This is a genomic window from Streptomyces boncukensis (genome assembly GCF_011045075.1).
In the GTDB taxonomy this organism is placed as follows: Bacteria; Actinomycetota; Actinomycetes; order Streptomycetales; family Streptomycetaceae; genus Streptomyces; species Streptomyces boncukensis.
This window is the reverse complement of the sequence record NZ_JAAKZZ010000048.1, coordinates 1-24,899: the sequence shown is the minus strand read 5'-3', so window position 1 is coordinate 24,899 and position 24,899 is coordinate 1. Positions and strand designations below refer to the sequence as shown.

The following is a 24,899-nucleotide window of genomic DNA, read 5'->3' as shown; positions in this document are numbered from 1 at the left end:
CTCGTGTGCGCTCCGTGGCCCCCGCCGCCCATGCCCTTGCGGAGCTCGGCGAGCACCCCGTCCGGGGTGGAGCCCTGGACGCCGTCGACCCAGTCGTCCAGCACGACGACCCACTCCCTGTCGTACGACAGCGGCTCCTTCGGGTCGTCCACGATCAGCGGCGCGTAGAGGCCGCGGTCCAGTTGGACGCCCGTGTGCGGGTGGAACCAGTACGTGCCGGGGTGCGGCACGGTGAAGCGGTAGTCGAACGTGCCGCCCGCCGGGACGGGGCGCTGGGTGACGTGCGGAACGCCGTCCATGTCGTTGCGGAGGGCCAGCCCGTGCCAGTGCAGGGACGTCGCCCGGGGGAGCCGGTTGGCGAGGGTGAGCGCGAGGGTGTCGCCCGCGGTGACCCGCAGTTCCCGGCCGGGCAGCTCCTCGCCGTACGTCCAGGTGCCCACGGTGGTGCCGCCGTCCAGGGCGACGCGGGCGGGGGCGGCGGTGAGGCGGTGCGTACGGGTGCGGCCGGGCTTGCCGCGGCGCGCCTCGGCCGCCCTGACCTCCTTGCCGGAGGGCGACACATACGGGTCGCCCTTGCCGTCCGGGGACTGCCGCTCGCGGGTGCAGGCGGTGAGGGCGAGGCCGGCGCCGGCGGCCAGCAGCGTACGGCGGGTGGGTGTGTGCATGACGGAGTACCCCTCGTCGGGTAGGAGTCGGATCTCGGACCTGTCCGTATCCGGCGGACCCCGCTGAGCAGCCTCGTGCTCAGCGGGATGCGCCGGACCGCCGTCTAGACCCGAAGAACCGAGAGCTCCGCCAGGCGTTCGCCGGCCCGGCGAGCGGGCGGCGGCATCGGCCACAGCACCGGCAGCACACGCGCCCGCACCGCCGCGAGGGCGCCCGAGGGCGCAGCCCCGCGCCGCAGCGCCACCCGCACCAGCGCGGTGGCCGCCACCCCCAGCATCAGCACCGCGAGACAGACCGACAGGGGCCCGGAGTGGTCCTCGCCCCCGCGGCTGTCCCCGTGCCCGGGGTGGAGCGCACGGCCGTCGGCCTCGGCGTGCGCGGGGGCCGCGGCGGCTGCGGCGGCCGGAGTCGGCGGAGCCGCCAGGGCAACGGGAGCCGCCGGAGCGGCAGCGCCGGCCTCCGCGACCGGCGGGCCGAGCGCGTGCATCGCGACGATGCCCAGCAGCAGCGCGGCGAGGAACAGCACCCTGCTGCCCCGGCCCGCTCCGCCGCCTCCGCGCCTGTTCACGGAGGACACTCTAACCGCATGCCCTCCGGGGGTATGAGAGGGCACCCTGTGCCCCAGCGGTGTCCCGGCCGCGCACCCACGCGCGGGCCGCGCGGGGACGTTGGCACGCATCGGTCATTGACGTGAACTCGCCACCGCGATCAGGATGCGCAGCATGTTGGAGGCACTTGATCTCGACCCCGTCCAGCAGCAGGTCTACGAGGCGCTCGTGGACGGTGCCGTCACCGTCTCCGAGCTGCGGTCCGGTCTCGCGCTGAGCGCGCCCCGGGTGCGGTCGGCGCTCACAGCGCTCGAACAGCTCAATCTGGTGGGGCGGTTCGCCCCCGACAAGGGGAAGGGGGAGGAGCGCTATCTGCCGGTCGCGCCGGAGGTCGCCTTCGAGTCGCTCCTGCTGGCGCGCGAGGAGGAGATACATCGCACGCGCCGCCATATCCAGTTACTCGCCGCCCGGTTCCGGGCCAACGCGGCGGGGCGGGATCCCCTCGACCTGGTCGAGATCGTCACCGGGCGGGCCGCCGTCATCCGCCAGGTGGACCAGCTCCAGCGCAGCGCGCGCCGGGAGATACGGGGTATCGACCGGCCGCCGTACGCCAACAGCGACCCGGACCGGCTCGACCCGAAGACCGGGATGATGCCGGTCCAGCAGCAGATGCTGCGCAGCGGACTGGCGTACCGCGTCATCTACGACACGGCCGGACTCGCGACCGTACGCAGGCTGGACACCGAGATCGAGGCCGCTGCGGAGCTGGGCGAGGACGCCCGGGTGATGGCCGACACGCCGACGAAGCTGCTGATCGCGGACGACCGGATCGCGCTGATCCCGCTGCGGTCCGCGCCGAACGAGCTGGCCAGCAGCGTGGTCGTGCACCCCTCCGGGCTGCTGGAGGTGCTGTGCGAGTTCTTCGAGGTGCTGTGGGCGCGGGCGCTGCCGATCTCCGACTATCTGGCGGGCCGCCCGGCGGGCGCGGCGGACGGTCCGACGTCCGACGAGGCGCGGCTGCTGGCGCTGCTCACCACGGGGATGACGGACCAGGTGATGGCGCGGCAGCTCGGGATCAGCTACCGGACGTTCCAGCGGCGGCTGCACGGCCTGATGGAGCGGCTGGGCGCGACGACCCGGTTCCAGCTGGGGATGCGCGCGGCGAGCCTGGGCTGGGTCTCCCAGGCTCCGCCGGGGCGCACACCGAACGGTCAGTCGGGCGGGGGGCGAACCGCGTTGAATGGCAATCACTGACGGATATGTCCGTTCCTCGCGGCCTCTTGTCGTGTTCGCATCCATATGTTGGGCTGCACGTGGTGCCACATATCGCGCCACCCCCCACAGGGCGCCGCGCCCCGCCGCAGCCGCGGTCCGGACCCCACACTCGGGCCGCGGCTGCCAGGCGGCCCCCGGCCGCCCCTGCCGGCTCATGCTTCCTTCTGGTCGGCCCCGGTGAGCCCGCTGTGCCCGCTGTGCCCGCTGTGCCTGCTGTCCCCGCCGTGCCCGGTGGCCGCCGGCGGCCCGGCGCGGACGGCCGGCGTCCCGGCGCGGTCCGGCCGGTACACCCCGGGCATTCCCGCCGCCCGGTGTTCCACAATGGCCGCGCGTCACGTGCCGGAAACCCGACGGCGCGATACTGAGGTGCAGCGCTGTGCACCCCGAAGGCCAGGCAGCTCGCTTGACCAGCAAGGATGGCTCGATATGGATAAGCAGCAGGAATTCGTGCTCCGGACCCTGGAGGAGCGCGACATCCGGTTCGTCCGGCTCTGGTTCACCGATGTGCTCGGCTTTCTGAAATCGGTCGCGGTCGCCCCGGCCGAGCTTGAGCAGGCGTTCGACGAGGGGATGGGCTTCGACGGCTCCGCCATCGAGGGCTTCGCCCGGGTGTACGAGTCGGACATGATCGCCAAGCCGGACCCCGGCACCTTCCAGATACTGCCGTGGCGCGCCGAGGCGCCCGGTACGGCCCGGATGTTCTGCGACATCCTGATGCCGGACGGATCGCCCTCCTACGCCGACCCCCGCTATGTGCTCAAGCGGACCCTGGCCCGCGCCTCCGACCTGGGCTTCACCTTCTACACCCACCCCGAGATCGAGTTCTTCCTGCTCAAGGAGCGGCCGGTGGACGGCAGCCGTCCGGTGCCCGCCGACTCCTCCGGCTACTTCGACCACACCCCGCAGAACGTCGGCATGGACTTCCGCCGCCAGGCGATCACCATGCTGGAGTCCATGGGCATCTCGGTCGAGTTCTCCCACCACGAGGGCGCCCCCGGCCAGCAGGAGATCGACCTGCGGTACGCGGACGCGCTGTCCACGGCCGACAACATCATGACCTTCCGGCTGGTCATGAAGCAGGTCGCGCTGGAGCAGGGGGTGCAGGCGACCTTCATGCCGAAGCCCTTCTCGGAGTACCCGGGCTCGGGCATGCACACCCATCTGTCGCTGTTCGAGGGCGACCGCAACGCGTTCTACGAGTCCGGCGCGGAGTACCAGCTCTCCAAGGTCGGCCGCTCCTTCATCGCCGGGCTGCTGCACCACGCGGGGGACATCTCCGCCGTCACCAACCAGTGGGTCAACTCCTACAAGCGGATCTGGGGCGGCGCGAACCGCACGGCGGGCGAGGGCGGCGAGTCCCCCTCGTACATCTGCTGGGGCCACAACAACCGCTCCGCGCTCATCCGGGTGCCGATGTACAAGCCCGGCAAGACCGGCTCCACCCGGATCGAGGTCCGCTCCCTCGACTCCGGCTGCAACCCCTATCTCGCGTACGCGGTGCTGCTCGCGGCGGGTCTGAAGGGCATCGAGGAGGGCTACGAGCTGCCGCCGGGCGCCGACGACGACGTCTGGGCGCTGTCGGACGCGGAGCGGCGGGCGATGGGCATCGAGCCGCTGCCGCAGAACCTGGGCGAGGCGATCGGGCTGATGGAGCGGAGCGAGCTGGTCGCCTCCACCCTCGGGGAGCACGTGTTCGACTTCTTCCTGCGGAACAAGAAGCAGGAGTGGGAGGAGTACCGCAGCGAGGTCACCGGCTTCGAACTGCGCAAATCCCTGCCGGTGCTGTAGCGGAGGGGGAAGACTGGGTACGGCAGGGCACCCAGGCAGGTGGGCAGGAGGGGACGCGTGTGTCACTCACCCGCGAGGACCGGTCGGACATCGCCGAACTGGTCTCGCTGCACGGCCATCTCGTCGACGACGGACGTCTCGACCGGCTGGAGGAGCTGTTCACCCCGGATGTCGTCTACGACCTCTCCGACTTCGGCCGGGAGCCGCTCAGCGGGGTGGCGGCCGTCCGGGAGGCGGCAGCGGCGATGGGAGCCGCCGGGCCGGTCGCGCACCACGTCACCAACATCGTCGTGACGCCGTCGGCGGACGGCCGGGCGCGGGTCCGCTCCAAGGGCCTGGGCGTCAGGGCCGACGGCACCTGCGGCTCCGTCACCTACGACGACACCGCCGTGCGCACCGCCGACGGCTGGCGGATCAGCCATCGCACGGTGACACGGCGCGGTGCTCCCGGCGGCGGACCGGCCGGGTCCCACTGACCGCATGGGAGGGTGTGAGGGGGAGCCCGCGCGCTCGGGGAAGGGAGACGAGTACGTGTCACAAGGTGGCGGTCGGCCGGACAGCCGGGTGCGGAAACTGCTGCGGCACGGCTTCATGGACGCCGCCGCCGCCAGCCGCCTGCTCGACACCGACCCCCTCGCCCCGCTCCGGGACGACACCCTCTTCCTGGACGCCCTCGGCGCCACCGCCGACCCCGACCTCGCCCTCGTCGCCCTCTCCCGCCTCGTCGAGGCCCTCGGCCCGGCGGACGCGCCCGGCCTCCTCGACGTGCTCCGCACCTCCAAGCCGCTGCGCGACCGCCTCCTCGGCGTGCTCGGCGCCTCGGCGGCGCTCGGCGACCACCTCGCGGCGCACCCCGGCGCCTGGGAGGCGCTGGTCACCTACGAGCCGTCCGACCTGCACCCGGGCGTGACGGAGTTCGAGCGGGCGCTGGACGGCGTGCAGGACCCGGACGGGCTGCGCGTCGCCTACCGCGGCGCGCTGCTCGCCATCGCGGCCCGCGACGTGTGCGGGACCAGCGACGTCGCGCAGACCGCCGCCGAGCTCGCCGACCTCGCCACCGCGACGCTCCGCGCGGCGCTGGCCCTCGCCGAGGAGTCCGCGCCCGAGGATGCCGCCGTGTGCCGCCTGGCCGTGCTCGGGATGGGCAAGTGCGGCGGGCACGAGCTGAACTACGTCTCCGACGTCGACGTCATCTTCGCCGCCGCGCCCGCCTCGGGCGCGGACGAGGAGACAGCGCTGCGCGCCGCCACCCGGCTCGCCTCGCATCTGGTGCGGATCTGCTCGGACACCACGGCCGAGGGCACGATCTGGCCCGTCGACGCCAATCTGCGGCCCGAGGGGCGCAACGGGCCGCTCGTGCGGACGCTCAGCAGCCATCTCGCGTACTACCAGCGGTGGGCGAAGACCTGGGAGTTCCAGGCCCTGCTGAAGGCCCGGTACGTGGCGGGGGACAAGGCGCTGGGCGAGGAGTACGTCGCGGCCGTCGCGCCCCTGGTGTGGCAGGCGGCCGAGCGCGAGAACTTCGTGGCCGACGTGCAGGAGATGCGCCGCAGGGTGGTGGCCAGCATCCCCGTGGCGCAGGTCGAGCGGGAGCTGAAGCTGGGGCCCGGCGGGCTGCGGGACGTGGAGTTCGCGGTGCAGCTGCTGCAGCTGGTGCACGGCCGCAGCGACGCCTCGCTGCGCAGCCCCACCACCCTGGACGCGCTCGCCGCGCTCGCCGCCGGCGGCTACGTGGGGCGGCAGGACGCCGCCGCACTGGACGCCGCGTACCGCTTCCTGCGCAGCATGGAGCACCGCATCCAGCTCTTCCGGATGCGGCGTACGCATCTGATGCCGCAGGCCGAGGAGGACCAGCGGCGGCTGGGCCGCTCGCTGGGCTACCGCAGCGAGCCCGTCGCCGAGCTGCACAAGGCGTGGCGGCGGCACGCCTCGGCCGTACGGCGGCTGCACGAGAAGCTCTTCTACCGGCCGCTGCTGGACGCCGTGGCCCAGTTGGAGGCGGGCGAGGTGCGGCTGTCGCCCCAGGCGGCCCGGCAGCGGCTGGAGGCCCTGGGGTACGCCGACCCGGGCGCGGCCCTGCGGCACCTGGAGGCGCTCGCCTCCGGCGTCAGCCGCAAGGCGGCCATCCAGCGCACCCTGCTGCCGGTGCTGCTCGGCTGGTTCGCGGACTCCGCCGACCCGGACGCCGGGCTGCTCGCCTTCCGCAAGGTCTCCGACGCGCTCGGCAGGACCCCCTGGTATCTGCGGCTGCTGCGGGACGAGGGCGCAGCGGCCGAGAACCTCGCCCGGGTGCTGTCCGCCGGGCGGTTCGCCCCCGATCTGCTGCTGCGCGCCCCCGAGGCGGTGGCGCTGCTGGGCTCCGCCGACGACCAGTCCGGGCTGCGGCCCCGCGACCGGGCCGCGCTGGAGCAGGAGACGCTGGCCGCCGTGGGCCGCGCCGAAGGCCCCGAGCAGGCCGTGGCGGCGGCCCGGGGGGTACGGCGCCGCGAGCTGTTCCGCACCGCCGCCGCCGACCTCATCGGCGCCTACGGCACCGAGGGCACCGAGCCGGCCGATCCGGCCGCCGCGATCGACCGGGTGGGCGGCGCGCTCACCGACCTCAACGCCGCCGCGCTCGCGGGCGCCCTGCGGGCCGCCGTCGGCGCCCAGTGGGGGGACGAACTGCCCGTCCGGTTCGCCGTCATCGCGATGGGCCGCTTCGGCGGGCGGGAGATGAGCTACAGCTCCGACGCCGATGTGCTCTTCGTCCACGAGCCGCGCGACGGGGTGAGCGAGCACGAGGCGGGCAAGGCCGCCTTCGCCGTCGCGACCGAGATGCGGCGGCTGCTCCAGCTGCCGAGCGCCGATCCGCCGCTGGTCATCGACGCCGACCTGCGCCCCGAGGGCAAGGCGGGCGCGCTGGCCCGCTCGCTGGCCTCGTACGAGGCGTACTACCGGCGGTGGTCGGTGGTCTGGGAGAGCCAGGCGCTGCTGCGGGCCGCGCCGGTCGCGGGCGACGCGGGGCTGGGGGAGCGGTTCGTCGCGCTGATCGACCCGATGCGCTATCCGCGGGGCGGGCCGGGGGAGGACGGAGAGCGCGAGATCCGCCGCCTCAAGGCCCGGATGGAGGCCGAGCGGCTGCCCCGCGGCGCCGACCCGACCACCCACACCAAGCTGGGGCGGGGCGGGCTGACGGACGTCGAGTGGACGGTGCAGCTGCTCCAGCTCCGCTGGGGCGCCGAGCACCCCGGGCTGCGGACCACGCGGACGCGGGACGCGCTCGCCGCGGCGGCCGGGGCCGGGCTGGTGGCCGGGGGCGACGCGCGAACCCTCGACGAGGCGTGGGTGCTGGCCTCGCGGGTGCGCAACGCGGTGATGCTGGTGCGCGGGCGGCCCGGCGACACCTTCCCCTCCGAGGCGCGGGAACTCGGCGCGGTGGGCCGGTACCTGGGCTACGAGCCCGGCCGGGTGGGCGAGATGGTGGACGACTACCGCAGAGTGACCCGCCGCGCACGCGCGGTGATGGAGCGCCTCTTCTACGGCACGGAGTGACCCGCCGGCGGCGCGGGGCCCCTCAGCTCGGCGCCGGGGCCAGCCTCGGCAGCCGGTAGGAGACCCGGCCGTACCACGCGCAGGAGACGGCGAAGCCGAACGAGAGGCAGAGCAGCCCGCCCACCGCGTCCAGCCAGAAGTGGTTCGCGGTGCTCACGATCACGACGAGCGTCGCCACCGGGTACAGCGCCCCCAGCACCTTCGCCCACAGCGGCTTGGCCAGCATGGCGATGGTGATGCCGCACCACACCGACCAGCCGATGTGCATCGACGGCATCGCCGCGTACTGGTTCGACATCTCCGCGAGGTTGCCGGAGGCCATGGAGCCCCAGGTCTCGTGGACGGTCACGGTGTCGATGAAGTGGTGGCCGTTCATCAGACGGGGCGGGGCCAGCGGGAAGAGGTAGAACCCGACCAGGGCCAGGCCCGTGGTGATGAACAGCACCAGTCTGGTGGCGGCGTACCGCCCGGGGTGGCGGCGGTAGAGCCACACGAGCACTCCGATCGTGACGATGAAGTGCAGGGTCGCGTAGTAGTAGTTCATCGCGACGATGAGCCAGGTGACGCCGTTGACCGTGTGGTTCACGGACTGCTCGACCGCGATCCCCAGGATCCGCTCCGTCTGCCAGACCCAGTCGGCATTCCGCATCGCCTCGTCCCGCTGCATGGGCACCGCGTTGCGGATGAGCGAGTACACCCAGTAACTGACCGCGATGAGCAGGATCTCGAACCACAGCCGGGGGCGGCGCGGGGCGCGCCATCTCGCGAGCCGCGACGGCGTAGGAGCACTCGCCGCCGGGACCTCGGTGGCGTCCTGTCGGCTGTCGGCTGCTGTCTGTTCGGTAGGTGCCCCCATAGGCGTCAGTCTGCCAGACACGGGCTCCTGTCCGATCATCCGGAGGTCGAATCCTCGGCAGGCTCCGTACTCCCTGCGGTCGACGCCGCCCCTGAGGCACCGGAGGCGGTTGAACCGCGAACGACCAGTTCGGGGAGGAAGACGAACTCGGTGTGCGGGGCCGGGGTGCCGCCGATCTCCTCCAGCAGGGCGCGCACGGCGGCCTGGCCCATGGCCGTCACCGGCTGCCGGACGGTGGTCAGCGGGGGGTCGGTGAAGGGGATCAGCGGGGAGTCGTCGAAGCCGATCACCGAGACGTCGCCGGGCACCGCCAGACCGCGCCTGCGGGCCGCGCGGATCGCGCCCAGCGCCATCATGTCGCTGGCGCACACCACGGCCGTGCAGCCCCGCTCCAGCAGCGCCCCGGCGGCCGCCTGGCCGCCCTCCAGGGTGAACAGCGAGTGCTGCACCAGCTCGCCCAGCCGCTCGTCGTCCAGGCCGAGCTGCTCGCGTACGGCGGCCGCGAAGCCCTCGATCTTGCGCTGCACCGGTACGAAGCGCTCCGGGCCCAGCGCGAGGCCGATCCGCCGGTGGCCCAGCGCGACGAGGTGGGTGACGGCCAGCCGCATGGCGGCCCGGTCGTCGGGCGACACGAACGGCGCGCGCACCCGCGGCGAGAAGCCGTTGATGAGGACGAACGGAACCCCCTGGCCGCGCAGCCGCTCGTACCGCCCGGGATCGGCCGTGGTGTCCGCGTGCAGCCCGGAGACGAAGATGATCCCGGCGACGCCGCGGTCCACCAGCATCTCGGTCAGCTCGTCCTCGGTGGAGCCGCCGGGGGTCTGGGTGGCGAGGATCGGGGTGTAGCCCTGCCGCGTCAGGTCCTGCGCGATGACCTGCGCGAAGGCCGGGAATATCGGGTTCTCCAGCTCGGGCGTGATCAGGCCGACCAGGCCCGCGCTGCGCTGCCGCAGCTTGACGGGCCGCTCGTACCCCAGCACGTCCAGCGCGGCCAGGACGGACTCGCGGGTGGCCGCCGCGACGCCCGGCTTGCCGTTCAGCACCCGGCTGACCGTGGCTTCGCTGACCCCCGCTTGTGCTGCGATGTCAGCTAGCCGTGCGGTCACACGACGGGACCCTACCGGGCCCGCCTCACGCTGCCCACCAGGAGCAGGAATTCGCCGCGAGAAGGACCTCGGCGCCCTGGAGGGGGCACGGTGCCGACGCCAGCAGCGGGCGGCCGGGCGCGGGCAGCGCGACGACGGAGTCCCGGGTGTTGACCACGCACACCAGCCGGCCGGGCCCGGTGTCCCCCGCGGCGCCGGCCCGGTCCGGCCCGTGCGCCGGGCGGGCGAGGGCCAGGACGCCGTCGGGGGCCTCCAGCCAGTCGAGGGTGTCGGTGGCGGTCGGGCCGGCCAGGGTGGTGCGGCGGGTGCGCAGCGCGGTGCGGTACAGCTCCAGGGTGGAGTCCGGGTCGCCGGTCTGCGCCGCGACGGACAGCCCGCCCCACTCCGGCGGCTGCGGCAGCCAGCTGCCGCCCGTCCCGAAGCCGAAGGAGGGCCCGCCGCGCTCCCAGGGCAGCGGCACCCGGCACCCGTCCCGCAACCCGTCCTGGCCCTCCGCGTCCGGTGCGCCCTCCGCGTCCGGTGCGCCCTCCGCGTCCCGCGCGCCCGCCGCCTCCGGGCCGCGGCGCAGGAACGCCGGGTCCTGCCGTACGTCGTCCGGCAGCTCGGTCACCTCCGGCAGGCCCAGCTCCTCGCCCTGGTAGAGGTAGACGGAGCCGGGCAGCGCCAGCAGCAGCAGCGCGGCGGCGCGCGCCCGCTCCAGGCTGCCCAGCCGGGTGCGGTGCCGGACGACGTCGTGGTTGGACAGCACCCAGGTCGTCGGGGCGCCGACCGAGGCGGTGGCCGCCATGGACTCCTCGATGACGGCGCGCATCGCCTCCGCGTCCCACGGGCAGTGCAGGAAGTGGAAGTTGAACGCCTGGTGCAGCTCGTCCGGGCGCACATACAGCGCCAGCCGCTCCGAACTGGGGGCCCACGCCTCGGCGACGCCGATCCGGTCCGGCCCGTAGCTCTCCAGCAGCCGCCGCCAGGAGCGGTGGATCTCGTGCACCCCGTCCTGGTCGAAGAACGGCAGCTCCTGTGCGCCGATCAGCCGGGCCTGCTCCTTGCGCCCGATGTCCGGCAGGCCCGCGGCCTTGACCATGCCGTGCGCGACGTCGATCCGGAAGCCGTCGACGCCCAGCCCGAGCCAGAAGCGGAGGATGCCGTCGAACTCCTCCCGCACCCGCGGGCACTCCCAGTTGAGGTCGGGCTGCTCGGGTGCGAACAGATGGAGGTACCACAGGCCGTCGGGGGTGCGGCTCCAGGCGGGGCCGCCGAAGACGGACTCCCAGTCGTTGGGCGGCGCGGAGCCGTCGGCGCCGCGGCCGGGCCTGAAGTGGTAGCGGTCCCGGGCCACCGGGTCCCCGGCGAGCGCGGACTGGAACCAGGGATGCTGGTCGGAGGTGTGGTTGGGCACGATGTCGACGATGACGCGCAGCCCGAGCCGGTGCGCCTCGGCGATCAGCTCCTGGGCGTCGTGCAGTTCGCCGAAGCGCGGGTCGACGGCGCGGTGGTCGGCGACGTCGTAGCCGCCGTCCGCCTGCGGCGAGGCGTAGAACGGGGTGAGCCAGACGGCGTCCACGCCGAGGTCTTGCAGATACGGCAGCCGGGCGCGGGCCCCCGCGAGGTCGCCGGTGCCGTCCCCGTCGCTGTCCGCGAAGGAGCGGACGTAGATCTCGTAGATGACGGCGTCCCGCCACCACCCAGGGGGCCGCGCGGGGGCGCCGGGCTCTTCCCGGGCCCCCGGAAGGGTTCCGTGCCGCTCTGTCGTTCCGGTGCCGTAAACGTCCATGTCGTCCCTCGTCTTCTCGCCCCAGGGGCAGCGGTGTTGCCCCCTCCAACGGCGTCCGGGGGTCCGGGTTACGTTTGCAGAAAGTTGCCGCAACTACTTTCGGGCGAGTTGCCGCGCTGTTACGTTCCTCCGCAGCCAAGCGCGGTCGGCGCGCGCGGCGCACACCTGGCGGAGGGAGCGGAGATGCGGCGTGGCATAGGTGCCACCGCGCTGGTGGCGGCACTGGCGCTTGCGGCAACGGCTTGCAGCGACGACGGGGACGGCGGCGGCAGCGGCAGCGGCAAGGTCGAGGGCACCGTCACCTACTGGGACACCTCGAACGACGGCGAGAAGGCGACCTACAAGAGGATCGCCGAGGACTTCGAGAAGAAGTACCCGAAGGTGGATGTCAGGTATGTGCACGTCAACTTCGGCGACGCCAGCCAGAAGTTCAAGAACGCGGCGGGCGGCAACTCCGGGGCGCCCGACGTGATGCGCACCGAGGTCGCCTGGGTCGCCGACTTCGCCAACCTCGGCTACCTCGCCCCGCTGGACGGCACCCCCGCGCTGGAGGACGCGGGCGACTACCTCAAGGCCGCCGCGGGCTCCACCCGGTTCGAAGGCAAGACCTACGCGGTCCCCCAGGTCACCGACACCCTCGGCCTCTTCTACAACAAGCGGCTGCTGAAGGAGGCGGGCGTCGGGGTCCCCACGTCCTTCGCCGAGCTGAAGAGGAACGCCGGGAAGATCAAGGACAAGACCGGCGCCACCGCCCTGTATCTGCGCGGCGACGACCCGTACTGGTTCCTGCCCTACCTCTACGGCGAGGGCGGCGACCTGCTCGACACCGAGGCCCGAAAGGTGACGGTGGACGAGAAGCCGGGCGCCGACGCGCTCGCGGCGATGAAGGACCTGGTCGACTCCGGGGCGGCGGTCACCGACTCCAGCGACGGCCAGGAGAACGGCATCAAGGCTTTCCAGGACGGCAAGGCCGCGATGATCGTCGACGGCCCCTGGGACATCGCGCTGGCCCGCGAGGGCAGGGAGTTCGCCGGGGAGCGGAAGGACAACCTCGGCGTCGCCCCCGTCCCCGCCGGCAGCAAGGCGCAGGGCTCCCCGCAGGGCGGCTGGAACCTCTCGGTCTACGCGGGCTCCAAGAACCTGCGCGCCGCACAGGAGTTCGCGAAGTACATGAGCAGCGCCGAGGTGCAGAAGCGCACCGCCGAGGAGCTGAGCCTGCTGCCGACCCGGGAGTCCGTGTACGCGGAGCCCTCGGTGCGGAGGAACGAGATGGTGAGGTTCTTCCGGCCGGCCGTCGGGAAGGCCGTGCAGCGGCCGTGGATCGCCCAGGGCAACGCGCTGTTCGAGCCGATCCGGGTGGGCGTGGACGCCGTCCTGGCGAGCGGCAGGTCGCCGGAGTCCGCCGCGGGGAAGATGGGCGACCAGTTCCGCAAGCTGCTGAAGGACTACCGGTAGTGCGTGCCGCGCTCGCCCGCTACTGGTACGCGTGGGCGATGGTGGCGCCGGTCGTGATCGTGATCGGCGTCATCGTCGGCTACCCGCTCGGCCGCGGCGTCTACCTCTCGCTCACCGACGCCGACGAGTCCAACGTCGCCCGCGACATCGGCGTCAACCACATCCCGGCCACCTACGAGTTCACGGGCCTGGACAACTACACCGCCATCCTGTCCGACAGCGTCTTCTGGGACCGGCTCGTCTGGACGGCGGTGTGGACGGTGGGCTGTGTGAGCGTGACGTTCCTGCTCGGCCTCACCCTGGCGAACATGCTCAACCGGCAGGTGAGGGGCCGCTCGTTCTACCGCGTCGCGATGATCGTGCCCTGGGGCATCCCGGCCTTCGTCTCCGTCTTCGCCTGGAAGATGCTCTACAACGAGAAGAACGGGCTGCTCAACAAGGTGCTGGAGGGCGGCGGCATCGACGGCGTGCCCTGGCTGGGCGACCCCACCTGGGCCAAGGTCGCGGTGATCGCGGTCAATGTCTGGCTCGGGGTGCCCTTCATGATCGTCGCCCTGCTGGGCGCCCTCCAGTCCATCCCCGGCGAGCTGTACGAGGCGGCCGAGATGGACGGCGCGGGCCCCTGGCAGCGGTTCCGCAACATCACCCTGCCCGGCGTCCGCACGGTCAGCAGCACGGTGGTCCTGCTGAGCACCATCTGGACGTTCAACATGTTCCCGGTGATCTTCCTGCTCACCAGGGGCGGGCCCGAGGACTCCACCGAGATCCTGGTGACGTACGCCTTCCGGCTGGCCTTCGTCAACAGCCCCCGCGACTTCGCGGCCTCGGCGGCATGGGGCGTGCTCATCCTCGTGCTGCTCTCCCTCTTCACGGTCGGCTACCGGCGGCTCCTGCGCCGCCAGGGAGAGGTGTGGTGACCATGGCCCGCACGCGGAAACGCAGCCCCCTCGCCTCCGCCGGACTGCACGCCGGACTGCTGCTGGGCACCCTGTGCGCGCTCGTCCCGCCGCTGTGGCTGCTGGTGACGTCCTTCAAGCCGAAGAGCGAGTCCTTCTCGGCAGCGCTGGTCAAGGACTTCACCCTGGACAACTACCAGCACGTGGTGGACGACACCCACTTCCTGGACTGGTTCGCCAACTCGCTGGTCGTGGTGGGCGGGACGACGGTCGTCGGCGTCTTCATCGCCGCCACGACCGGGTACGCCATCAGCCGCTTCCGGTTCCCCGGGATGCGCCCGCTGATGTGGGTGCTGCTGATCACGCAGATGTTCCCGATGGCCGTGCTGATCGTGCCGCTCTACAACACCATGGCCACGCTGGGGCTCCTGAACCAGCCGCTGGGCCTGATCATCACGTATCTGACCATCGCCGTGCCGTTCTGCGCCTGGATGATGAAGGGCTTCTTCGACGCCATCCCCGTCGACATCGACGAGTCGGGCCGGGTGGACGGGCTCAACCCGTTCGGCACGTTCTGGCGGCTGATCCTGCCGCTGGCCCGGCCGGGGCTCGCGGTGACGGGCTTCTACACTTTTGTCACGGCCTGGGCGGAAGTCGCGTATGCGACGGCCTTTATGACGGGGGAGGAGAACCTGACCCTGGCGGGCGGCCTCCAGACCTTCGTCAACCGCTACGGCGCGGACTGGGGCTCCATGACGGCTGCCGCCGTGATCGTCGCCGTGCCCGCCGCGGTGGTCTTCGGCTTCGCCCAGCGGCACCTGGTGTCCGGCCTGACGGCCGGAGCGACGAAGTCCTGAACCCGGCGGCGCCGGGACGGCACAGACGACACACAGCACAGACGACAAGCAGCACAGACGACACACAGCAGAGGTGACATGAAGAAGCAGACCGACTGGTGGCGGGACGCTGTCATCTACCAGATCTACCCCCGCTCCTTCGCCGACGGCGACGGGGACGGCACGGGAGACCTCAAGGGGGCCCGCACCCGGCTGCCGCATCTCGCCTCCCTCGGCGTCGACGCCGTCTGGCTGAGCCCCTTCTACGCCTCACCGCAGGCCGACGGCGGCTACGACGTCGCCGACTACCGCGCCATCGACCCGATGTACGGCGATCTCGCGGACGCCGCCGCGCTGATCAGCGAGGCCCACGCCCTCGGCCTGCGGGTCATCGTCGACCTCGTGCCCAACCACTCCTCCGAGCGGCACGAGTGGTTCCAGCGGGCCCTCGCGGGGGACCCGGCGGCCCGGGAGCGCTACCACTTCCGGCCGGGGCGCGGCCCCGGCGGCAGCGAGCCGCCCAACGACTGGGAGTCCATCTTCGGCGGCCCCGCCTGGACCCGGACGAAGAACCCGGACGGCACCCACGGCGACTGGTATCTGCACCTGTTCGCGCCCGAGCAGCCCGACTTCAACTGGGACAGCCCCGCCGTGCACGACGAGTTCCGCTCCGTGCTGCGCTTCTGGCTGGACCTGGGCGTGGACGGCTTCCGCGTCGACGTCGCGCACGGTCTGGTGAAGCCGGCGGGCCTGCCCGACGTCGGCGCCTCCCGGCAGCTGAGGCTGCTCGGCAGCGAGCCGCTGCCGTTCTTCGACCAGGACGGGGTGCACGAGATCTACCGCTCCTGGCGGCGGGTCCTCGACGCGTACCCGGGGGCCCGGATCGGCGTCGCCGAGGCGTGGACGCCCAGCGCCGCGCGCACCGCGCTGTATGTGCGCCCGGACGAGCTGCACCAGGCGTTCAACTTCCACTACCTGAACACCGCCTGGGACGCGGCGGCGCTGCGGGAGGTGATCGACGAGTCGCTGGACTCGCTGCGCGCCGTGGGCGCCCCGAGCACCTGGGTGCTGTCCAACCACGACGTCGTACGGCACCGCACCCGGCTCGGCGGCGGCCTGCCGCGCGCCCGTGCCGCGAGCCTGCTGATGCTGGCGCTGCCCGGCTCCGCGTACCTCTACCAGGGCGAGGAGCTGGGCCTGCCGGAGGTCGCCGGGATCCCCGACGAGGCGCGGCAGGACCCGTCGTTCTTCCGCGACACCGGTCAGGACGGGTTGCGGGACGGGTGCCGGGTGCCGCTGCCCTGGGCGCGCGGCGGGCCCTCCTTCGGCTTCGGGACGGGCGGCAGCTGGCTGCCGCAGCCGCCGGAGTGGGGCGGGCTGTCCGTCGCGGCGCAGACCGGCGACCCGGACTCCACCCTGGAGCTGTACCGCACCGCGCTGCGCACCCGCCGCACCACCCTGGCCGGCCCGACCGCCACCGACACCCTCGACTGGCTGGAGGCCCCCGACGGCGTCCTGGCGTTCCGCCGGGGCGGGTTCGTGTGCACCGCGAACACCCGGGAGACGGCCGTCCGGCTCCCCGCCCGGCCCGGCGAGCTGCTGCTCGCCAGCGGGCCCTGCGACGGCGGCGCCGAGCTGCCGGGGGACACCACCGCCTGGTGGTCGGTGCGCGGATGACGAACCCCTCCCTCGCCCGCCTCTCCGACATCGCCGAACAGGCCGAGGTCAGCGAGGCGACCGTCAGCCGGGTGCTCAACGGCAAGTCCGGCGTCGCCGCCGGCACCCGGCGGCGGGTGCTGGCGGCACTGGACGTGCTGGGCTACGAGCGCCCGGTGCGGCTGCGGCAGCGCAGCGCGGGGCTGGTCGGCCTGGTGATCCCGGAGCTGACCAACCCGATCTTCCCGGCCTTCGCACAGACCATGGAGCAGTCGCTGGCCGGATACGGCTACACCCCGGTGCTGGGCACCCACCACCCCGGCGGCGCCACCGAGGACGAACTGGTCGGCCAGCTGGTGGAGCGCGGCGTCAGCGGTGTCATCTTCCTGTCCGGGCTGCACGCCGACCTGTCGGCCGACCCGGACCGCTACGCCCGGCTGGCCGGGCGCGGCGTCCCCTTCGTCCTCGTCAACGGCTACAACGAGCGGATCAGCGCGCCGTTCGTCTCGCCCGACGACCGCGCGGCAGCGGCCATGGCCGTGGACCATCTGCGGCAGCTCGGCCACGAGCGGATCGGCCTCGCGGTGGGCCCCGGCCGCTATGTCCCGGTGCGCCGCAAGACGGAGGGCTTCCACGCCGCGCTGGGCGGCCGGGGCGGGCCCGTCCAGCACACCCTGTTCACCGTCGAGGGCGGCCACGCGGCGGCGGGCGCGCTGCTGGAGGCGGGCTGCACCGGCATCGTCTGCGGCAGCGATCTGATGGCGCTCGGCGCGATCCGCGCCGCCCGGCAGCGCGGCCACCGGGTGCCCGCCGACGTCTCGGTCGTCGGGTACGACGACTCCGAGCTGAACGCCTTCACCGATCCGCCGCTCACCACGGTGCGGCAGCCCGTGCGGGCCATGGCGAACGCCGCCGTGCACACGCTGCTGGAGTCGCTGGGCGGGAGTCCGGTGCCCGACACGGAGTTCGTCTTCCAGCCCGAGCTGGTGGTGCGGGGCTCCACGGCCCAGGCCCCGCCCGGCTGAGACCGCCGGCCCGGCGCGCAGTTCCCCGCCCCTTCGGGGCGCGAACCCGATGCGCCCCGAAGGGGCGCGGGGAACTGCGCGACCGGCCACGACGTAGCCGCAGCCTGCAACGCACGGCGCTGGGCAGCCCCTGCCCGGCGAAATCCCCTACTCCGCAAGGACCTCGGCCGGAACCTCCACGGTCACCATGGTCGGCCCGCCCTCCGGGCTGCTGACCGCGAGGACCCCGTCGAACTGGCCCAGCCGCCGCTCGACGCCCTTCATGCCCGTGCCCTTCTCCAGGGACGCGCCGCCCTTGCCGTCGTCCGTGACGGCGGCCCGCAGCATGCCGCCCGCGTCGTAGGCGTAGCTGACGTCCAGCCAGACGCGGTGCGCCCCGGAGTGCTTGGCGGCGTTCGTCAGCACCTCGCTGACCGCGAAGTACACCGCGGACTCCACCGGCTCCTCGAAGCGGCCCGGCAGCTCGATGTCCTCCTCCACCGGGATCGGCATCCGCAGCGCCAGCGCGCGCAGCGCGTCCGGCAGGCCGCGCTCGGCGAGGACCGGCGGGTGGATGCCGCGCACCAGGTCGCGCAGCTCGGTCAGCGCCTCGGCGGAGTTCTCCCTCGCCTGCGCGATCAGCTTCTTCGCCTGCGCCGGATCCCGCTCCACCAGCGCCTCGATGGTGCCCAGGCTCATACCCATGGCCACCAGCCGGGCCTGCGCCCCGTCGTGCAGATCCCGCTCGATGCGCCGCAGCTCCGCCGCCGATGTGTCCACCGCGTCATGCCGCGTCTCGTACAGCTGCTCCACGCGCCGCGCCAGCAGCATCTCCCGGGTCGGCTCCAGCAGCGACCTGGTGAGCCGCAGGTTGACGGGGAAGAGCGGCGGCAGCAGAGCGGTCACGAAGCCCAGCGTCATATCGACCGGCGTCCAGGCGAGGTCCCGCCACGTCGCCGGGTCCTTCAGCCGCAGCAGCAGCCGCTCGACGTGCCCCACCACCCCGGACCGCAGGTCCTTGGGCCAGGGGCGGTACGGCCGGGGCACCGGGATGCCGCTCCACCGGTCCACCAGCCGCCGCCGCGCGTCCGCGTACCCCTGCAGCCAGGACAGCACATACGGGGTGGTGACCACGCCCACCCCGGCGGGGATGAGCGCCAGCGAGACCACGGAGAACACGAACGCGACGATGGAGAGCGGGAGGGAGACGACCGCCAGAAGCGGGCCGCGCACCATCGCGAGCGAGAGTTCGCGCGTCTGCGCTGCGGCGGTGCGGGCGGCCTCCGCCGTGGTGTCCTGCGATGTGCTCACGTCCGGTCCTCTCCCCCTGGGGGCCCTGGGTGCCCCCGGGATACTGCCTTCTCCATCATCCCCCGCTCAGCCGCCGGACGGGCCGAATCTCCACTCGGCGAACTCGGCCGTCCCCTGCTCCGTGCCGCCGCCGTTCGCGGCCGTCATGAACACGCCCGCGTCCAGCCTGGCTGACGCACCCGGTACCCGCACGGTTGCCACCGTGCGCCAGTGCGCCCCGTCGTCCGTGGACAGCTCGCCCCTCAGGGCGCCGTCCCGCCGCGAGAGCCGCAGCAGCACGGGGGCCTGGACGCCGGTGATCCGCTGGTAGGTGTCGACGGTGCCGTTGCCGTCCGTGTCGTAGGAGAGCACCACCCCGTTGCGCGGGGTCACCGCCAGGTTGAGGAAGCCGGGCGAGGTGTCCGACGCCAGGTCGTTGCGGGCGATCAGGCCGGCCCGCGCCCAGGGCCCGGTCGCGTCCTGCGCGGTGACCCGCACCGCGATCCAGCCGCCCTGGGGCAGCGCGTCCGGGCGGTAGAGGGCGCCGAACTCGGCCCGGGACTTCCACAGGTCGCTGCCGCCGCCGTGGATCGCCCAGCGGCCGTCGAGGTGGCCGAAGACGGCCCCGTTGCTGGTGACGGTGCGCACCCCGGAAGGGAGCGGCCCCGCGCGGAAGAGGGTGCCCTTGCGGGCCGTCGTGACCCGGTCCTCGCCCTGCGGCCCGTACCGCACCTCCAGGCCGTACGGCAGCGGGTCCAGCGGCGCGGTCAGCTCGCTGTCCGGCGCGGTGTAGCGCCAGCGGACCGCGGCGCGCCCGCCGGCCCCGACGGAGGGGACCCGCACGGGGTCCTGCGGCTCGGCGCCGTCCAGCCCGGACAGGGCGAAGTCGACGGTTCCCGTGGCGCGCAGCCCGTTCTCGTTCCGGAAGACCCCCTCGACGGTGGCCGTCCCGCCCGGGGGCACGGTGGCCGGCTCCGCGCTGAGGGCGAGCGAGCCCTGGTAGGGGGCGCGCGCCAGGGTGTCGTGGACCTTCTTGGCGATGCGGTGCGGGTCGCCGGCCGGGCGCAGCGGATAGTCCTTGGTCTCCCGCGTCCACGGCTCCTCGACCGCGTACCAGTCCCACGTCCTCGGCTCGCGGCCCTCGGCGAGCGCGTCCTCCAGATCGTCCAGGTACGCCTGCCACTGGGGGAGGTGGAAGTCCCCGATGAGGCCCTGCCAGTCGCGGTTGGCGTAGTTGGCCAGGTGCCCGCCGTCGGCCGTGGAGCGGTCGGCCCAGGTGGTCACCAGCACCCGTGCCGTGCGCTCCAGCAGGGCCCGCTCCCGCCCGCCGGTCGCCATCCGCCGCGCCGCGTCCAGCCAGGGGCCCAGCAGGAAGGCGCGGTGGGTGCCCGCGACCTCCTCGCTCAGCCGCATCAGCTTCAGCCACAGCGCCGCCAGCTGTTTGAACCGCCCCGCCTCGCCCTGCTCGTACGCCGTCTCCAACTGCCCGATCAGCAGCCAGGAGCGGTTGGCGAGGGCCTGCCGTGCGATGTCGGCGAGGTCGTAGCGGTAGGCGTCGCTGCCGCGCAGCCGCTCCGCGACGCCGACCAGACCCGCCAGCGCCGCGTCGAACCCGGGCAGGTCGAAGGCGGGGGTGTGGGTGGCGTAGTACGTGCCGGAGCGGGCCGCCAGGCTCGGGCGGGCGGCGAACACGCTGTCGTGCGGGCGGCCGTCCGCGCTGCTGATCCGGTACGCCGTCGCGCGCAGCGCCGCCGTCGCCCTGCGGGCCTGCGCGTCGTCCCCGCCGTAGCGCAGCCGGGCGTAGTCCGCGAACCAGCGCTCCCGGTCCACGGCCTCCTCGCGCCAGGCCAGTTCGGTGAACAGCTCGGCCGCCGCCGGGTCGCGGTGGGTGGCCTCCGGCATATAGCAGGTGCCGACCAGCTTGCTGCCGTCCCGGTCCCGCCACCTGGTGAACCGCTCGGTCCACATATGGGTCTTGGCGCCGAGCGTCGTCCGTCCGCCGAAGTTGGGGATCGTGCCGAACGCGTACGGCACGCCGCCCCAGTCCGCCTCCCGGTCGGTGACCCGCTCCAGGTCGGAGAGGCCGTCGACGATGAGCATCCGCTCCTTGTCGCGCAGCGCGTCCAGCAGGTCGCGGCGCGGGTTCTCCTGCCAGCCGAGGATCACCCAGGTCGCGCCGGGCCGGGCGGTCTGCAGCGCCGCCTCCACCGCGCGCGCGGCGTCCGGCACCGGCACGTCGCCGGGGTCGCCGCCCTCGTGCAGCAGGTCCATCTTGAAGTGGCCGATGTCGCCGAACAGCTCCCGCTGGTGCGCGTAGAAGGCGGCGGCCACCTCCCGGAAGACGGCCGTGCGCGGGTCCAGCCACGCCGGGCGCGGCAGCCCGTTCCAGGTGCCCTGCGGGATGGTGCGGCCGCCGGGGTTGCGCTTGGTGAAGTCCTCCGGGACGGTGCCGAAGTAGCCGGGCAGTACCGGACGCAGCCCCAGCTCCCGCATCCGCCGCACGATCCGCCGCCCCAGCGCGGTGCGCTTCGACAACAGCTCCGTGGAGAGCGGGCCGCCGTACTCCGACATGTTCTGCAGCAGCCACCACGGCTGGTGGGTGGGCGCCGGGATCCAGGCGCGGGCCTCCGCGTCGCTGTAGCCGAAGTCCCGCAGCAGCCGGTGGTACACGGCCTCCATGCCCGCCGTCAGCAGCACCTCGTTGCAGCCGTGCGCCGCCAGCACGTCCAGGAACCGCTCCCAGTGCTCCCAGTCCGCGTACGCGCCCGTGTAGCCGTCGTGCGTGTCGTTCAGCGCGAAGCGGTGCGGCACCGTGGCGCGCCGCCCGTGCGGGGCGCGCGGCGCGGGCAGCGTCGCGGGGAGGTCGAGCCGGCTGCCCGCCCAGGACAGATGCGCGTCACAGCTGTACTTGAGATACCAGTGCAGCCCGGTGAGCTGGGCCACCGGGCCGGTGCCGTGCACCGTGACCCGGCCGGCGCCGCCCGTCACCTTGAAGCGCTCGGGGCCGCCGATGTGCCGGAGCCGGATCTGTCGGTGGTGGTCGGGGAGCAGCCGCCGTACGGCCGCCCGCGCGTGCCCGCGCGCCGGTTTCTCGTCCGCTGCCATGGCTGGGGTGTACCCGCTCGTGAGCGCGGCTCCCGCGCCGAGCGCGCCCGCTGTGCCCAGCACCGTGCGTCTGGTGAGCTGGCTGTCCTTGTCCATCTGTGTGCCCCCACTGCCGGGAGTGACCGAAGACACCTACGCACAGGCACGGTAACGACAGGATCAGCCCTGGTCGAGGTAGGCGAGCACGGCGAGTACCCGGCGGTTGTCGTCGTCGGACGGCGGCAGGTCCAGCTTGCCGAAGATGTTCGAGGTGTGTTTGGCGACCGCGCGCTCGGTGACGAACAGCTGTGCGGCAATGGCCGCATTCGACCGGCCCTGCGCCATCAGCTCCATGACCTCCTTCTCGCGGGAGGTCAGGTTCCCCATCGGCTTGTCCTGCGCGCGGCGGGTCAGCAGCTGCTGGATGACCTGCGGGTCCATCGCCGTACCGCCGTCGGAGACCCGGCGGACCGCGTCGATGAACTGCTCCGCGTCGAACACCCGGTCCTTCAGCAGATAGCCGACCCCGCCGTTGCCGTCGGCGAGCAGCTCGCGCGCGTACAGCTGCTCCACATGCTGCGAGAGCACCAGCACCGGCAGCCCCGGGCGCTGGCGGCGGGCCTCCAGGGCGCACTGCAGCCCCTCGTCGCTGAACGACGGCGGCAGCCGCACGTCCACCACCGCCACATCCGGCTGCAGTTCGTCCAGCGCCCGGCTCAGCTCCGGCCCGTTGTCCACCGCTGCCGCGATCTCGAAGTCGAACGCTTCCAGCATCCGGACGAGCCCGTCACGGAGCAGAAAGAGGTCTTCGGCGAGGACGACGCGCACGGAGTCTCCCGGTGGCTGCTGGCACGGAGTGCTGCGGACGGAGAAGAATCTACCTCCCGGCCCCGCCCGGCAAGAATTCGCTGGCGGCGGCGGACGGCGGCGGCGACCATCGGCCGATGACCACGAGACACATACGGTTCGTCCCGCTCGGCCGCCCCGAGATGGAGGCGCTGCGCGACGGCGACCGGGAGGCGGCCTCCGCGCACGCCGGGGTGGCGCTGCCCGGCTTCTTCACCACCGACCGGGCGCGCTGGCTGTGGCGCTACCGGCTCGGCCAGATGGCGGCCGACCCGGCCCGGACCCCGTGGGTGCTGCGGTACGCGGTCCTCGGAGACGGAGACGGAGACGGAGACGGAGACGGAGACGGAGACGGAGACGGCGACGGCGACGGCGACGCGGTGGTCGGGCACGCCGGGTTCCACGGGCCGCCCGACGCGGCGGGCACGGTCGAGGTCGGCTACGCGGTCGTTCCCGAGTACCGCCGGCGGGGGTACGCGCGCGCGGCGCTGGCCGAGCTGCTGCGCCGCGCCGCCGCCGACCCGTCCGTGCGGACGGTGCGCGCCACCATCACCCCCGACAACGCCGCCTCCCTCGCCACCGTCGCGCCCTTCGGCTTCGTCCACGTCGGCGAGCAGTGGGACGAGGAGGACGGCCGCGAGCTGGTGCTGGAGGCGGACCCCCGGGCCCAGGGGCGTCCGGCGGATCCTGCCGGGTAGGGGCTGCCCGCACGGCTGCGCTGTAAAGTCTGTACCTGGGGGTCGGTGGAAGGGACGGCGGACACATGAGCGAGAGCAGCTGGCCCGCCGGGGCCGACTGGCCGGTGGCCCAGGTCGCGCACAACGCGCGGGTGTGGAACTACTGGCTGGACGGCAAGGACTACTACGCCGTGGACCAGCAGGTCGGCGACTACGTCACCGGCATGTACCCCGGCATCGGCGAGGTGGCCCGCGCGGACCGCGCGTTCCTCGGCCGCGCGGTGACCCATCTGGCGGGCGAGGCCGGGATCCGGCAGTTCCTGGACATCGGCACCGGCCTGCCCACCCGCGACAACACCCACGAGGTCGCCCAGCGGGCGGCCCCCGCCTCGCGGATCGTCTACGTCGACAACGACCCCACCGTCCTGCTGCACGCCCGCGCGCTGCTCACCAGCACCCCCGAGGGCGCCACCGACTACATCGAGGCCGACGCGCACGACCCGGACACGATCCTGCGCGCCGCGTCCCGCACCCTGGACCTCGACCGCCCGGTCGCGGTGATGATGCTCGGCATCCTCAACTTCATCCTCGACACGGACGAGGCGAAGTCCGTGGTGGACCGGCTGCTGGACGCGGTCCCCTCCGGAAGCCGGCTCGCGCTCACCCACCCCACCCTGGAGCTGGGCGGCGACGGCAACGCGGACGCCATGCGGTTCTGGAACGAGAACGCCACACCGCCGATCACCGCCCGCACCCGGGAGGAGGTCGCCCGCTTCCTGGACGGGCTGGAGGTGCAGGAGCCCGGCATCGTCTCCTGCTCCCAGTGGCGCCCCGACGGCACGGTGGACACCTCCGTGCCGGCGGTCGCCCAGTTCGGAGCGCTCGCCCGCAAACCCTGAGCCCTGAGCCCTGAGCCCTCCGCGCCGCGGGCAGGGGCTACCCGAAGAGCCTCAGCTCCTCCTCCCGGGCGCCGGTGAGGGTGTACGGGGCGCCGGACAGCGGGCGGTTGGCGTAGAGCCGCACCAGCGTCGGCGTATCGCAGCTGAGCCGCGCGGGCGGGGGGCCGGCCTCCGCCGGGGCCCCCAGCCAGAGCTCGGTCTCCGGCCGGTCGGTCAGCGTGGCGCACAGCCGCGGCGTCCCCCGGCGCAGCGCCGCGACGGCCAGCAGCGCCAGCGCGTCCCCGGAGGCCGGGCCCCCGTAGGCGTCCGGCACCCCCCACGCGTCCCGTACGTCGCCCGCGTGCACCCACTCGCCGAGCGCCACCGTGTCCAGCCGGCCGTGCTCCAGCCTGGCGATCACCGGGCCCGCCTCGGTGAAGCCGTACTCCAGTTCGTCCAGGATGGCCGTCAGCGGCCAGGAGTCGCGCTCGGCGACGTCCGCGGCGTTGGACGCCTCCGAGAAGACGCCGGGCTCCAGGCGGTTCTCGACGATCCGCACCAGCGCGGCCGCGCAGTGCGCGAGGACCTGCCGCACCGTCCAGTCCGGGCACGCGGTGGGCCGCGCGAAGTCCTCCTCGGGCGCCTGCCGCAGCAGCGGCATCAGCTCGGCGCGCTCGGCGCTCAGCAGGCGGCAGGGCAGCCCTGGGTCGCGGCCCACCGCGTGCCCGGACTGGAC

The 24,899-nt window shown here is 73.4% G+C and carries 21 protein-coding genes; 11 read left to right on the top strand and 10 right to left on the bottom strand.

Translation table 11 applies throughout. From position 1 onward, the window contains the following. Both G5C65_RS07570 and G5C65_RS07565 read right to left on the bottom strand, forming a co-directional pair. Positions 1-665, bottom strand: a 665-nt coding sequence (locus G5C65_RS07570; RefSeq protein WP_165297863.1) for a multicopper oxidase domain-containing protein, incomplete at its 3' end; no start/stop codon positions are given. A 104-nt stretch (positions 666-769) separates the two neighbouring features. Next, positions 770-1,234: a DUF6153 family protein gene (locus tag G5C65_RS07565; protein ID WP_206441346.1), complete on the bottom strand. Its 465-nt coding sequence runs from the start codon at positions 1,232-1,234 to the stop codon at positions 770-772. Between the two features lie 154 nt (positions 1,235-1,388). Between G5C65_RS07565 and G5C65_RS07560 the strand changes: the two genes are divergently transcribed. After that, entirely contained in the window at positions 1,389-2,468 is a 1,080-nt protein-coding gene (locus tag G5C65_RS07560) for a helix-turn-helix transcriptional regulator (protein ID WP_165297861.1), read from the top strand. Positions 2,469-2,641: 173 nt separating this feature from the next. Here G5C65_RS07560 and G5C65_RS07555 read toward each other — a convergent pair whose 3' ends face one another. Further along, on the bottom strand, positions 2,642-2,788 hold the full coding sequence (locus G5C65_RS07555) for a hypothetical protein (RefSeq protein ID WP_165297860.1): 147 nt from the start codon (positions 2,786-2,788) through the stop codon (positions 2,642-2,644). A gap of 127 nt (positions 2,789-2,915) precedes the next feature. Here G5C65_RS07555 and G5C65_RS07550 point away from each other — a divergent pair, with 127 nt between their 5' ends. The 3 genes from G5C65_RS07550 to G5C65_RS07540 are packed head-to-tail and all read left to right on the top strand — an operon-like array spanning position 2,916 to position 7,808. Continuing rightward, a complete protein-coding gene (locus G5C65_RS07550) occupies positions 2,916-4,277 on the top strand; it encodes a glutamine synthetase family protein (RefSeq protein ID WP_165297859.1) in 1,362 nt (453 codons plus the stop codon). 59 nt (positions 4,278-4,336) lie between these two features. Next, entirely contained in the window at positions 4,337-4,753 is a 417-nt protein-coding gene (locus G5C65_RS07545; RefSeq protein ID WP_165297858.1) for a nuclear transport factor 2 family protein, read from the top strand. Between the two features lie 55 nt (positions 4,754-4,808). Continuing rightward, positions 4,809-7,808 carry a bifunctional [glutamine synthetase] adenylyltransferase/[glutamine synthetase]-adenylyl-L-tyrosine phosphorylase gene (locus G5C65_RS07540; protein WP_338146269.1) on the top strand — a complete coding sequence of 1,000 codons (3,000 nt, stop codon included), beginning with the start codon at positions 4,809-4,811 and terminating at the stop codon, positions 7,806-7,808. 22 nt (positions 7,809-7,830) lie between these two features. On the opposite strand, the gene G5C65_RS07535 is transcribed toward G5C65_RS07540, so the two are convergent. From G5C65_RS07535 to G5C65_RS07525, 3 genes are read right to left on the bottom strand one after another with little or no spacing between them, the layout of a single operon-like run. Continuing rightward, a complete protein-coding gene (locus tag G5C65_RS07535) occupies positions 7,831-8,664 on the bottom strand; it encodes a phosphatase PAP2 family protein (protein ID WP_165297856.1) in 834 nt (277 codons plus the stop codon). A 35-nt stretch (positions 8,665-8,699) separates the two neighbouring features. Then, entirely contained in the window at positions 8,700-9,770 is a 1,071-nt protein-coding gene (locus G5C65_RS07530; RefSeq protein WP_165297855.1) for a substrate-binding domain-containing protein, read from the bottom strand. 25 nt (positions 9,771-9,795) lie between these two features. Continuing rightward, complete coding sequence (locus tag G5C65_RS07525) at positions 9,796-11,541, bottom strand: glycoside hydrolase family 13 protein (RefSeq protein ID WP_165297854.1); 1,746 nt, start codon at positions 11,539-11,541, stop codon at positions 9,796-9,798. A gap of 183 nt (positions 11,542-11,724) precedes the next feature. Here G5C65_RS07525 and G5C65_RS07520 point away from each other — a divergent pair, with 183 nt between their 5' ends. From G5C65_RS07520 to G5C65_RS07500, 5 genes are all read left to right on the top strand, one after another. Beyond that, positions 11,725-12,996 carry an extracellular solute-binding protein gene (locus G5C65_RS07520; RefSeq protein WP_165297853.1) on the top strand — a complete coding sequence of 424 codons (1,272 nt, stop codon included), beginning with the start codon at positions 11,725-11,727 and terminating at the stop codon, positions 12,994-12,996. 38 nt (positions 12,997-13,034) lie between these two features. Beyond that, complete coding sequence (locus G5C65_RS07515) at positions 13,035-13,913, top strand: carbohydrate ABC transporter permease (RefSeq protein ID WP_165297867.1); 879 nt, start codon at positions 13,035-13,037, stop codon at positions 13,911-13,913. Continuing rightward, positions 13,910-14,749, top strand: coding sequence for a sugar ABC transporter permease (locus G5C65_RS07510; protein ID WP_165297852.1), 840 nt, complete (start codon positions 13,910-13,912; stop codon positions 14,747-14,749). Before G5C65_RS07515 ends, G5C65_RS07510 begins: the two co-directional genes overlap by 4 nt. A gap of 78 nt (positions 14,750-14,827) precedes the next feature. Then, positions 14,828-16,405, top strand: coding sequence for a glycoside hydrolase family 13 protein (locus G5C65_RS07505; protein WP_165297851.1), 1,578 nt, complete (start codon positions 14,828-14,830; stop codon positions 16,403-16,405). Further along, positions 16,402-17,409 carry a LacI family DNA-binding transcriptional regulator gene (locus G5C65_RS07500; protein ID WP_165297850.1) on the top strand — a complete coding sequence of 336 codons (1,008 nt, stop codon included), beginning with the start codon at positions 16,402-16,404 and terminating at the stop codon, positions 17,407-17,409. Before G5C65_RS07505 ends, G5C65_RS07500 begins: the two co-directional genes overlap by 4 nt. A 147-nt stretch (positions 17,410-17,556) precedes the next feature. Here G5C65_RS07500 and G5C65_RS07495 read toward each other — a convergent pair whose 3' ends face one another. The 3 genes from G5C65_RS07495 to G5C65_RS07485 form a co-directional block, all read right to left on the bottom strand. Next, on the bottom strand, positions 17,557-18,624 hold the full coding sequence (locus G5C65_RS07495) for a sensor histidine kinase (RefSeq protein ID WP_165297866.1): 1,068 nt from the start codon (positions 18,622-18,624) through the stop codon (positions 17,557-17,559). Between the two features lie 141 nt (positions 18,625-18,765). Beyond that, on the bottom strand, positions 18,766-21,879 hold the full coding sequence (locus G5C65_RS07490; protein ID WP_165297849.1) for an alpha-N-acetylglucosaminidase: 3,114 nt from the start codon (positions 21,877-21,879) through the stop codon (positions 18,766-18,768). A 63-nt stretch (positions 21,880-21,942) separates the two neighbouring features. Beyond that, positions 21,943-22,590, bottom strand: a complete 648-nt coding sequence (locus tag G5C65_RS07485; protein WP_165297848.1) for a LuxR C-terminal-related transcriptional regulator — start codon at positions 22,588-22,590, stop codon at positions 21,943-21,945. A gap of 116 nt (positions 22,591-22,706) precedes the next feature. On the opposite strand from G5C65_RS07485, the gene G5C65_RS07480 reads away from it, so the two are divergent. Together G5C65_RS07480 and G5C65_RS07475 are read left to right on the top strand one after the other, a co-directional pair. Beyond that, positions 22,707-23,306, top strand: coding sequence for a GNAT family N-acetyltransferase (locus tag G5C65_RS07480; RefSeq protein ID WP_241265621.1), 600 nt, complete (start codon positions 22,707-22,709; stop codon positions 23,304-23,306). 65 nt (positions 23,307-23,371) lie between these two features. Then, on the top strand, positions 23,372-24,184 hold the full coding sequence (locus G5C65_RS07475) for an SAM-dependent methyltransferase (RefSeq protein ID WP_165297847.1): 813 nt from the start codon (positions 23,372-23,374) through the stop codon (positions 24,182-24,184). Between the two features lie 37 nt (positions 24,185-24,221). Here the strand turns inward: G5C65_RS07475 and G5C65_RS07470 are convergent, their stop codons facing one another. After that, the gene (locus tag G5C65_RS07470) at positions 24,222-24,881 is read right to left on the bottom strand and encodes a maleylpyruvate isomerase family mycothiol-dependent enzyme (RefSeq protein WP_165297864.1); all 660 of its coding nucleotides are present in this window, start codon (positions 24,879-24,881) and stop codon (positions 24,222-24,224) included. Positions 24,882-24,899: the final 18 nt, after the last annotated feature.